The following is a 12,465-nucleotide window of genomic DNA, read 5'->3' on the forward strand; positions in this document are numbered from 1 at the left end:
TTTATTTTCCATATATATATCTGAATAATTGAGTTATCAACAGATTATTGTGCATAAGTGTGACTTTATAAACAAAATAGTTCTTTATGACTATGTAAAATAAGACCATTTCAGTAAAGGAATTGGTTTCATCGTATGGAATACTTAATAACGGGCAGTGAATCTTTCCTATTTATCCACAAAAAGAAAGGCTATCTCCCTAAATACACAGCTAGAAAGGGGAAAATTAATTGAAAAAAGTAATCTCTCGTTCTTCTGTTCTATTGTTCTCCACTATTTTTACCTTATCCACATTCTTTTCAGGTCAGGCTGCTGCCGCTCCATCGAACAAACAGGTGGAACTGGAAAAAGCAGAAATCTTCGGCGAAATCAATGTTAAGTCTAGAAAACACACCACTGTCATTGTTGAATTAAAGGAAAAATCCTTAGTTGAAGCCAAGCAAGAAGGCGAAGCACAAACAAAAGCCTCCCTCAAAAAATCTCGAACTAAAGTAAAGAATGCAGCACTCAAAAAGTTAGATAAAGCGAGTGTTCGTCAAGAATATGAAAAAGTCTTCTCTGGTTTCTCTATGAAACTTCCTGCAAACGAAATCCCGAAACTGCTCGCAGTTGACGGAGTAAAAGCCGTTTATCCGGATGTTACATATCAAACAGATGAAGTGAAAAAGAAAAGCGTCCAGCTTCCTCATGAGGATGTCTCTCCACTCATGGATAAAAGTGCTCCATTTATCGGAGCCCCAAAAGCTTGGGATGCCGGCTACTCTGGAAAAGGAGTAAAAGTCGCTGTCATTGATACTGGAGTAGATTATACCCACCCTGATTTAAAAGGAAACTTCGGATTATACAAAGGCTATGACTTTGTTGATAATGACTATTCTCCACAAGAAACACCAAAAGGAGATCCTAGAGGCGAATCGACAGATCATGGTACACATGTCGCAGGAACAATTGCGGCAAATGGACAAATTAAAGGTGTCGCAAAAGATGCTACCCTTCTCGCCTATCGTGTCCTTGGACCAGGCGGATCAGGAACAACTGAAAATGTTCTTGCAGGCATCGATCGGGCTGTCACTGACGGAGCCGATGTCATGAACCTTTCTCTTGGAAACAGTGTGAATAACCCTGATTATGCAACAAGCATCGCACTGGATTGGGCCATGTCTGAAGGGGTTGTCGCTGTTACATCAAATGGAAACAGCGGGCCGAACAGCTGGACCGTTGGATCTCCTGGGACATCAAGAGATGCTATTTCTGTCGGAGCCACTCAGCTTCCGTACAGTTTATACAACGTGAAATTCCCGAACTATTCAACAGCAAAAGTGATGGGCTACTATCAAGAAAATGATTTAAAAGCACTTGACCAAAAACAAGTCACACTCGTCCAAGCAGGCATCGGTGACGAAAAAGCTTTTGAAAACATCGATGTCAAAGGAAAGGTGGCAGTGATTGAACGTGGAGCCATTGCCTTTGTTGATAAAGTGGACAATGCGAAAGCTGCTGGTGCGATCGGCGTTGTCATGTATAACAATACCGATGGAGAAATCCCTGTGGATGTACCAGGTCTAGCCCTTCCGACGATTAAGCTGTCAAAAGCGGAAGGAACAGCGATTGTTAAAGCCATTGAGGCTGGTAACAATACAACGACTTTCTCGATTCAATTTGTGAAAGAGTTAAGTGAACAAGTCGCTGACTTCTCATCTCGTGGACCTGTTGTCGATACGTGGATGATCAAACCAGATCTTTCAGCACCTGGCGTGAGTATTGTCAGCACCATTCCGACACACGATCCTTCTCAGCCATACGGCTATGGATCGAAGCAAGGAACAAGCATGGCATCTCCTCATGTAGCCGGAGTAGCAGCGATTATTAAACAAGCAAAACCATCCTATTCTACGGAACAAATTAAAGCGTTAATGATGAATACAGCAGAAACATTGTATGATCCAAATGGTAACCCGTTCCCTCACAATACGCAGGGCACAGGCAGCGTTCGAATCATCGAATCACTTCAAGCGTCTTCTATTGTGTCTGATGCAAGCTATTCGTACGGCACTTTCTTAAAAGAAAAGGGCGTTCAAATCAAAACGAAGAAGTTCAAGGTAGAAAACCTGTCAAAAGCACCGAAAACCTATACCATTGATTATAAGTTCGATGGCAACGGCATTAGCACAAACGGCACGAAAAAAATCACAGTGAAAGGGAATTCCACAGGGTCCTTTACTTCCGCAGTACAAGTGAATTATGGGAAAACGAAAAAAGGAACGTACCAAGGCAGTATCACCATTCGCGAAAATGGCAGAAAGGTCACTGAAATCCCTACTTTATTGATTGTAAAAGAGCCTGATTACCCGCGCGTCACTTCGGTTTCTGTAGAGCCGGATAACCGTGCTGGAAGCTATGTTATTAGCAGCTATCTCCCAGGCGGTGCTGAGAACCTTGCATTCCTCGTCTACTCGACAGATGGAGAGTATTTAGGTGAAGCAGGAGTTTATCAACATGTTGATAAAGGAGAGCATCGTGTGAAATGGAATGGCACGATCAATAAAGGACAGAAGTTAGAAGCAGGTGAGTATACAATGCTTGCGTATGCGAGCCTGAAAGGTAAATCAGATACGGTTCAAACGAAAGAACCATTCGATATTTATCCTGAATAAACAAGAATCACATAAAAAGCCTTGTATGAGCCCATCAGCTCAACAAGGCTTTTCTATCATGTATGGAGGAAAGAGAAATTCATGTTGATATGGCTATGGATCGTTTCTTTTATGACGGCTTTTTTTCTCACGATCACCTTGGTTTATTTTTTTACCTTTTTACATGCAAAACAGCCTCGTCCTTTTCATCAAGCATGTGAACTGACTGTCTATACCACCTGCATTTATCCGCTTAGCTTGGCGGTGACAGCTGCCTTTATTCTCACCATGATGCTCCTCTATCCCTTTTATTGGCTGCGCAAATGGTAAAATGACATACGTTATGCATCAAAAGCTTCTTTTAATAAACGATACGATGTGAGACGGTCTTGCATGTGATGTGTGATGGTCACAGCGATCACTTCATCTGTACGATACGCCTTTGCGAGTGCTGTCAGCTGCTGCTTCACAGAGGACGGCGTGCCAACAACCATCCTCTGTCGATTGGCTGCTACTCGTTTTTGTTCATATGGACTGTAGGAATAGGCCTTTGCCTGTTCAAATGAAGGAAAGCCGCCAAGGTCCTGTCCTTGTTCGTTAGCTAATAATGATAAATCTAAGCTAACAGCCAATTTTTCTGCCTGTTCCTCTGTTTCTGCACATAAAACGAAGACCGCAAGACTGACACGCGGCTCATCACCAAATTCCGAAGGTTCAAATCGGCTGATATACTGCGACACAGAGTCTTCTCCGCCTTCTCCATTAATGAAAAGAGCAAACGTATAGCCTGCACCTACTTTTGCGGCAAGCCGTGCACTTCCTCCAGAAGAACCTAACATCCATACCTCTGGGGCAGTATCTACTTTCGGAGAAGCGGTCAGGTGAGGCAGCGGATAAAATTCATCGGCTAAATCATGTAAATACACCCTTAATTCTTCTACCTGCTCAGGGTATTGATCACCAAGTCGCTTCCGTTCTCCATGATGAAGGGCAATGGAGGAGATCGGCATACCTCCAGGAGCACGTCCAATGCCAAGATCAATTCTGCCCGGAGCCAAGGCTTCGAGCACTCTGAAGTTCTCTGCTACTTTATAGGCACTGTAGTGGGGCAGCATGACGCCGCCTGAACCAATACGGATATGTGACGTCACAGCTGATAAATGACCGAGAAGCACCTCTGGACTCGATCCTGCGAGCCGGTTTGAAAAGTGATGCTCTGATACCCAAAAACGATGATAGCCCCATTTCTCTGCCTGCTTCGCCAGCTCGACGGTTTGCTTCAGTGCCTCAGCAGGCGTCGCATCTCCAATCAAAGGAGATTGATCCAGTATACTTAATTTCATGATGTCGCACCTCTTACACAAATCCCCCTCTCTCACTCGAAAGGGGGATTTCCTGATTTATTTTCGATTAAAGCCCTTCTCTTTCACAAAATCTCCGAGGAAAGCACGTTTTGGCTGGCTAAAGCCTCGAAGCATTTGCTCAGACCATGTATCTTTTCTCTCACCGTTTGTTCGTTCTTCATAATATGATGAAATACGATCATCGTATTCTTTTAAATAACGATCCACATGAGCTTCGTCTTGCTGATATGTGTTTTCATGGTAGATCAGCTCAACGGGCAGCCGTTCCTTTTGAGATGATGGATTGGCAGGATGTCCTACAGCCAATCCGAATAGCGGTAGCACATAGGAAGGTGTTTCAAGTAGTTCGGATACTTCCTTCAGCTGATTACGCAGTCCGCCGATATAGCAGATGCCAAGTCCCATAGATTCTGCGGCGACACTGACATTTTGTGCAGCAAGCGCAGCATCAATCACACTGATAAGAAAGGCTTCTGTATTTTCAAACGCCTCTTGATGGTTTTTCCCTGCTTTTTTTGCGATATAATCATGGCGTTTCAAGTCTGCACAGAAAACAAAAAAATGCCCATTCTTCTCAACGTATGGCTGATTTCCAGCCAGTTCAGCAAGCTTCGCCTTCTTCTCCTGATCTGTTACACCAATGATACTATACGCCTGTACATAGCTTGATGTCGAAGCAGCCTGTGCACTTTTGATAAGTGTCAGCACTTCTTCCTCTGTCAGACGCTCATCTGTAAACGAACGGATGGACCGATGATTTAAAATGGTTTCTATCGTTTTATTCAATTCGAAGACCTCCTTCACTCCTACTATCATAAGTCAAATGAATATTACTTTTCAAAAGTTAGAACTCACGCCAAAAAGGCAGCCTACGCTTAGACTGCCCTTTACCCGTTTTATTTAAATAAATAACTTTGATATTTCGTTAATTGAACACTTGCATTATAGGCGATACCAAATCCAATAAGAACAGATAAAACAGAGCTTCCCCCGAAGCTGATGAATAAGAGCGGTATCCCCGTTACAGGCATGACGCCTATGTTCATACCAATGTTCTGAAATGTATGGATGACAATCAATGCTGTATATCCTACACAGAAAAATGACGCAAACCGGCTATAAGGATGGATACGGTCGATCAGTACAACAAGCCGATAAATCAGGAAGAAGAACATGATGACCACAAATGCGCAGCCGACAAAACCAAAAGCTTCCCCTATGATAGAGAAAATCATATCTGTCTGAGCTTCTGGAACATATACTTTTAAGTTCTTAACACCGTTCCCGAAAATTTGTCCTGCCCCAATTGCCATAATGGCTTGCTCGACTTGATATTTATCCGATCCAGATGCATCCTGTGTCTGGGCTTGGTTAGCTGTCGAAGAACTATCAGGCAGCCAAGCGGTAATCCGGTTGATCTGATACTGCTGAATCCCGATCTTTTGTGCGAAATCAGGGAATAGAATAATCACGGCTAACACAGCGGCAACTAAGAGCACAACCACTGAACCGATGAGAGAGATCAATTTCCAGTTGACCCCTGATAAAAAGACCATGACAACGACAATAAACATACATACCGCAGCCGTACCTGCATCTTGCAAAAAGATGAGTCCGACTGGTACAGCAGCCACGCCAGCAATTTTTAATAGTAGGAAAATATCATCTTCTAATGTTCGTTTTCCTCTTGGGGTTGCCTTCCCAATGACAGAGGCGAGCATCATAATCAAACCAATTTTCATGAACTCTGAAGGCTGAAATGTTCCAATTCCCGGTAACACGAACCAACTTTTTGCACCATTTTTAATTGGAGCAAAATCATGACCTGCAATTTGTGCAGGGGCAATTTTCAAAAGAATTAAGAGCATAATGCCGCCTATAAAAATATATAAGCTTAACTTTTCTAATTGTTCCAGATCGAAGTAATTAATAGCCACAATACAGATGACCCCGACCATGTAGTAAATGATCTGTCTGGTCCATGCATTAGATCCATATTGCCCAAACTGTCCCGCAGCATAAATAGCGATGACACTGATGGCAAAGAAGGCTAAAAATATAAAAATCAAATCTCCTTGATAGTAAGGAGATGTATTCTGCTTGTTCATGAACTAACCACCCTTATTACAAAACATAAAAGCCCTTATTTATATTAGATTGAAATTTTCACAAAAGCAACTCACCTTAAATATGACGGAAGTGACACCTGAAAGGTTCCATTCTAATTTCAAAAAATGAAATACTTTTCATCCTAATAATAGGAAAAAATCCCTTTCTACTCTATCATGACAACCGATCATAAGTCCTTTAAAAAGATTATTTTACAGATTTTAAGGGGAAAATTCAATGACTTATGTGGCGATATGAAAGGTTAACATCTTGCCAGCATAAGCTTAACTGAGGTATAAGAAAAAAACAATTTCTGCGGAATAAGGCCCATTTTCCAATTATTGAGTTTACTTCAAAGTCAATTGTGGTATAATATTTGTAACAAAATGTTCACAATATCTCCTAAAAACAGACACAATTGCATCCTGACCTCTCATTTGAATTGAACATCAACTTACAAAGGAGTTGGATACGATGGATATGTTCTTTGCGTACCTATGTATTGCAACAGCTACACCCCTGTTTTTATGGTTGGAAAACAGAAAGATTGCATTAGCATCTATTCCACCCATCATGATTATGTGGATTTTCTTCGGTCTTTACATGACAAGCAGTTTATCTCCAGCAGGACATACCTTCATGATCGCATTCTTTGCCATTAACGTGATTCTGGCTCACATTGCAGCATTCCTCATCTATGGACTTCCATTCATTCGCAAAAGATTCAGCAGCAGATAGATATTGCATCATCAATTGGAAGCGTTATCACAATCAGCATAAAAACCACTCACCTATGAAAGATGAGTGGTTTTTTATTATTTCTCTGAATGCTCAGACTGCTTTGGCGCAGATGGTGAATAACCGTCTTTGCTGTTCTCTCCATGGCTGTAGTGAGCCGCGAAGATCCATACAGACCCGATGACGAAAATGATCGCACAGAACAGACCAAATAAAGTATTTCCGACTTGAACAGTTCCGTTCTCGCTCTCTGTCATATGCATGAACATGAACAGCTGCAAGAATGCTTGAATGAAGGCAAAACCAAAGATAATCCATAGTTTTGCGGAACTGCCAATTTCAGCTCCGATGGCAATCCAGAATGCTAAGATGGTTAGCACAATGGAGAGAATGAAGCCGACTACGTGTTTCCAAGGGAAGTGTTCGTGCTCTGCTGAGGAATGTGTTTTTCCAGCCATATCACAAAAGCCCCCCTAATCCGATCAAGTACACAGCTGTGAAGATGAAAATCCATACAACATCAAGGAAATGCCAGTATAGACTTGAGATAAAGATCTTCGCTGCTGTTTGTGGTGTTAATCCACGTTTTTTAATTTGGAACAAGACACCTGTAATCCAGAAGATACCGATGGATACGTGTAATCCGTGAGTTCCTAAAAGAACAAAGAATGCAGACCAGTATGCACTTGTATGGATGCTCGCACCCTCATGTACATAATGGAAGAATTCGAAAATCTCAAAACCAACGAAGCCTGCACCTAGAAGCAGTGTCAGAATCGTCCAAATGACAACCCCTTTTGTACTTCCACGGCGCATTTCATGAACGGCAATCCCACATGTAAATGAACTCACCAATAGCAGGAATGTCATGATCAATACAAGCTTCATATCAAATAGCTCAGCTGGCAAAACGCCGCCAGCTGTTCTGCCATGAAGAACAAAGTAGGTCGCAAAAAGTGTTGAGAATAACACGATTTCCGCGCCAAGGAATATCCAGAAACCAAGGATGTTTAAACGTCCTGTTTCAGACTGATATTCAAGCGGTGCATTTGCATAGCTACTATCATTATGTCCCATTACTTCTGCGCCTCCTTATTCTTTTTCTCTGTTTCAATCACTTCTTCAACAGGAATATAGTAGCCATCGTCATATTCAAATGAACGTAAAATCATTGTTGCGAATACACCGATTAAGCCGATAACGCCAATCCAGTACCATTCAAATACAAGACCGAATGCACCAAGTCCGAAGAATGCAGACATGATTAGCGGTCTGCCTGAATTGTGCGGCATGTGAATTTTCTTGAATTCTTTTTCAGGATGAACGTCAACATTGTTTTGCTTCCAATGATGGAATGCATCTGGCGTCGTCACTTCTGGAAGTGCTGCAAAGTTATAATGCGGCGGAATTGCAGAAGATGTCGCCCAGTCAAGTGTACGTCCTTCTCCCCAGCTGTCTCCAGACACTTCACGTTTCGCGTGTCTCCAGCTGTAGTAAATGTTATAGCAAAGGATGATGAATCCGATACCCATCATGAATGCACCAATTGTTGAAATAAAGTTTAGTGCAGTCCAGCCATCTTCTGGTCCATACGTATAAATACGTCTTGGCATTCCTTGCAGTCCTAAGAAGTACTGCGGGAAGAAACAGATGTTAAATCCGATCATGAATACCCAGAAGAACCATTTGCCGATTCTTTCGTTTAACTTGTAACCAAACATTTTCGGATACCAGAAAACAAGACCAGCAAAACATGCAAAGACAGTACCTGCGATTAATACATAGTGGAAGTGGGATACAAGGAAGTACGTATTATGGTACTGGTAATCCGCAGCTGCCATCGCAAGCATAACCCCAGTCACACCACCGATTACGAAGTTCGGGATGAAACCAAGTGCCCAAAGCATTGGTGAAGTAAAACTGATACGGCCTCGATACATTGTAAAGAGCCAGTTAAAGATTTTCACACCTGTTGGTACAGAAATCGCCATTGTTGTGATCGAGAAGAATGAGTTAACCGCTGCACTGTTCCCCATTGTAAAGAAGTGGTGAACCCACACAAGGAAACTAAGAACAGAGATTGCCACAATCGATACAACCATCGCTTTGTAACCAAACAACTGCTTTCTTGAGAACGTCGCAAAGATTTCTGAGAAAATACCGAAAGCCGGCAGGATAACGATATATACCTCAGGATGTCCCCAAATCCAGAAAAGGTTCGCCCAAAGCATTGGCATACCGCCCGCTTCGAGTGTAAAGAATGCTGAACCGAATAAACGATCGAATGTCATAAGTGCTAAAGCAACTGTTAAAACAGGGAATGCGAAAACGATAATGACAGACGTGATCAATGTTGTCCATGTAAACATCGGCATACGCATAAGCGTCATACCTTTTGTACGCATTTTTAAGATGGTCACCATGAAGTTAATACCTGTCATTAGTGTACCAATACCTGCAATTTGGAGCCCGAGCAAGTAGTAGTTCTGTCCAGGTCCTGGTGAGAAATCATTTCCGGCGAGCGGCATGTAACTCGTCCAGCCTGCACTTGGTGATCCTCCAATAACGAAGGAAATGTTGAACAGCATTGCTCCGACCATAAATGTCCAGAAGCTCAAGTTGTTCAAATACGGGAATGCAACGTCACGTGCACCAATTTGAAGAGGAACCACGACGTTGATTAAACCAATTAAGAATGGCATCGCCATGAATAAAATCATGATCGTACCATGCGTTGTGAAAATTTCATTATAGTGGTTTGAATCTAAAAACGTATTATTAGGAAGCGCCAGCTGCGCGCGCATCATCAGTCCGTCTACCCCACCGCGGAAGAACATAATCACAGCAGCAAGGATATACATGATTCCAAGCTTTTTATGATCAACTGATGTCAGCCATTCTTTCCAGAGCCATTTCCACTTTTTGAAGTAGGTTAAAACAAACACAATAGCAATGGAAGTAAGAGCGATAGAAATTTGCGCACCAAGAATTAATGGGTCTCCAGTTACAAAAAACTCATCCCATTTTAAATGCATAACGGCCTCCTCCTTTCCTTAGTCAGTTTATTCGTTTTCTAGTTTTCTTTTATAGTTCTTCACATTCTCGAAAGGATCTGTCTTGGAATGCGGAGAAACTGATTGGTAACCTAAACGTTTGCGTGCTTGGAGTGCATATTCAGAATCCTCTCCGTGCTTCGCAAAAGATAAATGTGTTGATGAGAATGTCTGCACATCTGCAGCATCAGGAAGCATCAAGTAGTCATACGTTTTCTTCGTTAACTTCGGTGCTTCTTTTTTCGTTTTATTTACCCATTTATCATAGTCAGACTGCGTCATCGCATTGACTTTGAATTTTTGCTGAGCAAAGCCTTCGCCTGTGAAGTTGGCGTTTCTTCCTTCATATGTGCCTACTTCATCAGCTTGAAGATATTGTTCCATTTCCATTCCAGCCATCGCATACTTCTCCCCGCCTAGCTGAGGAATCCATAGTGATGCCATTGTATCAGCGGAAGTGATTTTAAATAAAACCGGCTGATCTTTTGGAATGTTTAAGTAGTTCACTGTTTCAATATTTTCCTCTGGATAGCTGAAGATCCATTTCCAATCAACTGCTGTAGCATAAACGACAAGTGGATCTTTATGACTTGTTGCTTGAGGCGCCTCTTCCAAAGAGTAAATGGTTTTTACAGTTGGAACTGAAAGGGCAGCAACGATTAATATTGGGATCACTGTCCAGACAACTTCTAGAAGCGTATTCCCGTGTAGTTCTGGGTTATAAGAGGCGTTTCCAACGTCCTTACGCTCACGGTATTTAACCAAAATGATGGTAAACAGTACAAATACCGCACCAACGATAAAGAGCATGAATCCAATAGATAATAGGATTAAGTCTTTTTGTTGTGCTGCGACTGGTCCTTTAGGATCTAAAACAGCGATATTGCTGCAACCTCCTAATACAAAAACACTCACGAGCATCGCTAATAAAAGCATAGGTTTAATGGCTCTGAACAAGAAGATCACCATCCTTCCTTAAATAATGTATAAATTGCTGAATAATTGTGAAAAGCCATCTGCCTTCGAAAACTTTTCTTCCCTTTGTAATGCTATCAAAATCTGTTGGAGTTAGCTCCCCTTTTTTCAAAAGTTCATTTATTTTTCAACAGATTTCTATTGAAATGTCATAAATTCGCCATAAATTTATATTATTGCACACACAATAAATTTCTAGGAATTTGAAAAGTTGAGAGTTGAAGGCAAAGGACAAACAATCAAGAACTTTGTCAAATTTAGGTTTACCACAATAAAAAAGTTTGGTCAAATTTCAATTTAACTTTATGAAATTTTATCTAGGTAAACAATTCTGAAATAGGTATCCCCATATTTAACAAAAACCTTACTCATTTTAACGCAAGTCGACAAGAAAAGAAAGTATCGATCCTCCGCCTATGCGCTGTAATGATTGGTAATGGTGATAAATGAGTGGAAACTCACTAAAGACTTCCAGCAAAAAACCGGCTCATCGCCGGCTTCTCATTATTCGTCTCTCACCAAAATGTCTGGTCGTCTATAGATGCTTCCTTCATGTTCTATGTCTATATACGTCCACTTGCCTGTATAGGTTAAAAAGCGATTCCCCTCTTTCTCGACGACCATCGTATCTTCTGATTTCAATCCTGGTAAGGAAGGATTCCAAGTGAATACTTGATGAAGCTGGATCTCTTCCACCGATGTAGGAACTGCAATGATCTCTCTAGACACAAATCCAGTCTTGCCACCTTGGTGAAGCTTTTTCCAGCTATCAGGAAATCCTTCTTTTTCATATTGAGCAATGCCGGCCTTCAATACATCTCCAATGGTGTTCCCTGGACGAGTAGCCGCATTCATGACCGTGTCGATTCGCGCAAGCCTTTCCTTGTTTTCTTCAAGCTCCTTTGGTAGCTGTCCAAAGTAAACGGATCTTGTGACATTTGCCACGAGTCCATGCCGTTCAGCACAAAGGACAACCAGTGCATGCTTTTGAAGTGCTTTTTCTGTTGGGATCGGGTGGCGATATTGATGAATCCGGTCATCTGTTGCCACAAGCAGCACTTCTATCGTCATTCCCTGCCCGATCGCTCTTTGAGCAACAAGCGAAGCAATTTCATGCTCCGTCTGTCCTGGAACGATTTCTTGACAGACACTTTCTACAATAACAGCTGTTTCATGACAAAGGGTTTCGTATTGGCTGAGCTGTGGCGCTGAAAGGATCGATCGAACACGAGACAAATCGGGTTCGATCCATTCCACTCCTTCCATTTGAATGTCCGCACCGATTCGTTTGTCTTTTATGAGTGTTTGAATGTAAGGAGTCTCATCCTCAAACCAATCCATTGTGACGACTTGAAAGGGATGGTCAAAATACGCCATTTCTTCTTCAATGATTCGTTTTTCTTCCATTTGATTCACAACTAGGACAATATCGTCTTTCAACACAAGTAGCTGACAAACGCCCTCTGGCGTGTTTAACACAATGTGGTTTCTTCTTCCTCCTGTAAGCCAAGAAAAGTTATTCCGCTTTTGAATCAGAACACCGTCGAGTTGTTTTTCTTCCATTAAAGTTCTTACCTGTTCAATCATCAACTC

Annotated in this window: 11 protein-coding genes; 3 read left to right on the top strand and 8 right to left on the bottom strand. The window is 41.9% G+C overall.

Translation table 11 applies throughout. The features are described 5' to 3' along the window. The first annotated feature begins 230 nt into the window (after window positions 1-230). Entirely contained in the window at window positions 231-2,654 is a 2,424-nt protein-coding gene (locus NSQ17_RS18150; RefSeq protein WP_342467659.1) for a S8 family serine peptidase, read from the top strand. A gap of 81 nt (window positions 2,655-2,735) precedes the next feature. Beyond that, window positions 2,736-2,963, top strand: a complete 228-nt coding sequence (locus NSQ17_RS18155; protein ID WP_024719490.1) for a hypothetical protein — start codon at window positions 2,736-2,738, stop codon at window positions 2,961-2,963. 11 nt (window positions 2,964-2,974) lie between these two features. Here NSQ17_RS18155 and NSQ17_RS18160 read toward each other — a convergent pair whose 3' ends face one another. The 3 genes from NSQ17_RS18160 to NSQ17_RS18170 all read right to left on the bottom strand — a co-directional run bounded on the left by NSQ17_RS18160 (window position 2,975) and on the right by NSQ17_RS18170 (window position 6,105). Next, window positions 2,975-3,979 (bottom strand): LLM class flavin-dependent oxidoreductase, encoded by a 1,005-nt coding sequence (locus NSQ17_RS18160; RefSeq protein WP_342468114.1) that lies wholly within the window; start codon window positions 3,977-3,979, stop codon window positions 2,975-2,977. Between the two features lie 54 nt (window positions 3,980-4,033). Beyond that, window positions 4,034-4,783 carry an oxygen-insensitive NADPH nitroreductase gene (gene nfsA, locus NSQ17_RS18165; protein ID WP_342467660.1) on the bottom strand — a complete coding sequence of 250 codons (750 nt, stop codon included), beginning with the start codon at window positions 4,781-4,783 and terminating at the stop codon, window positions 4,034-4,036. Window positions 4,784-4,893: 110 nt separating this feature from the next. Continuing rightward, complete coding sequence (locus tag NSQ17_RS18170; RefSeq protein WP_008345489.1) at window positions 4,894-6,105, bottom strand: FtsW/RodA/SpoVE family cell cycle protein; 1,212 nt, start codon at window positions 6,103-6,105, stop codon at window positions 4,894-4,896. Window positions 6,106-6,580: 475 nt separating this feature from the next. On the opposite strand from NSQ17_RS18170, the gene NSQ17_RS18175 reads away from it, so the two are divergent. Beyond that, a complete protein-coding gene (locus NSQ17_RS18175) occupies window positions 6,581-6,844 on the top strand; it encodes a spore morphogenesis/germination protein YwcE (protein ID WP_008345491.1) in 264 nt (87 codons plus the stop codon). A 77-nt stretch (window positions 6,845-6,921) separates the two neighbouring features. Here the strand turns inward: NSQ17_RS18175 and qoxD are convergent, their stop codons facing one another. The 5 genes from qoxD to NSQ17_RS18200 form a co-directional block, all read right to left on the bottom strand. Beyond that, complete coding sequence (gene qoxD / locus NSQ17_RS18180) at window positions 6,922-7,302, bottom strand: cytochrome aa3 quinol oxidase subunit IV (protein WP_007497818.1); 381 nt, start codon at window positions 7,300-7,302, stop codon at window positions 6,922-6,924. A 1-nt stretch (window position 7,303) separates the two neighbouring features. Continuing rightward, window positions 7,304-7,921: a cytochrome aa3 quinol oxidase subunit III gene (qoxC, locus tag NSQ17_RS18185; protein ID WP_007497820.1), complete on the bottom strand. Its 618-nt coding sequence runs from the start codon at window positions 7,919-7,921 to the stop codon at window positions 7,304-7,306. Further along, window positions 7,921-9,879 carry a cytochrome aa3 quinol oxidase subunit I gene (gene qoxB / locus NSQ17_RS18190; RefSeq protein ID WP_007497822.1) on the bottom strand — a complete coding sequence of 653 codons (1,959 nt, stop codon included), beginning with the start codon at window positions 9,877-9,879 and terminating at the stop codon, window positions 7,921-7,923. The genes qoxC and qoxB overlap by 1 nt, the downstream gene beginning before the upstream one ends. 27 nt (window positions 9,880-9,906) lie before the next feature. Further along, complete coding sequence (qoxA, locus tag NSQ17_RS18195) at window positions 9,907-10,863, bottom strand: cytochrome aa3 quinol oxidase subunit II (RefSeq protein WP_089374137.1); 957 nt, start codon at window positions 10,861-10,863, stop codon at window positions 9,907-9,909. 513 nt (window positions 10,864-11,376) lie between these two features. Further along, entirely contained in the window at window positions 11,377-12,459 is a 1,083-nt protein-coding gene (locus NSQ17_RS18200) for an aminopeptidase P family N-terminal domain-containing protein (RefSeq protein ID WP_024719492.1), read from the bottom strand. Window positions 12,460-12,465 lie beyond the last annotated feature (6 nt).

Origin of the sequence: Bacillus sp. FSL W8-0629, from assembly GCF_038593225.1 — a bacterium.
In the GTDB taxonomy this organism is placed as follows: domain Bacteria; phylum Bacillota; class Bacilli; order Bacillales; family Bacillaceae; genus Bacillus; species Bacillus altitudinis.

What these genes read in the sequence shown, in the direction of transcription:
- qoxD (WP_007497818.1), bottom strand. Translation starts at nt 7,302, where the DNA reads ATGGCTGGAAAAACACATTCCTCAGCAGAGCACGAACACTTCCCTTGG.
- NSQ17_RS18175 (WP_008345491.1), top strand. Translation starts at nt 6,581, where the DNA reads ATGGATATGTTCTTTGCGTACCTATGTATTGCAACAGCTACACCCCTG.
- NSQ17_RS18155 (WP_024719490.1), top strand. Translation starts at nt 2,736, where the DNA reads ATGTTGATATGGCTATGGATCGTTTCTTTTATGACGGCTTTTTTTCTC.
- qoxB (WP_007497822.1), bottom strand. Translation starts at nt 9,879, where the DNA reads ATGCATTTAAAATGGGATGAGTTTTTTGTAACTGGAGACCCATTAATT.
- NSQ17_RS18170 (WP_008345489.1), bottom strand. Translation starts at nt 6,105, where the DNA reads ATGAACAAGCAGAATACATCTCCTTACTATCAAGGAGATTTGATTTTT.
- qoxC (WP_007497820.1), bottom strand. Translation starts at nt 7,921, where the DNA reads ATGGGACATAATGATAGTAGCTATGCAAATGCACCGCTTGAATATCAG.
- NSQ17_RS18200 (WP_024719492.1), bottom strand. Translation starts at nt 12,459, where the DNA reads ATGATTGAACAGGTAAGAACTTTAATGGAAGAAAAACAACTCGACGGT.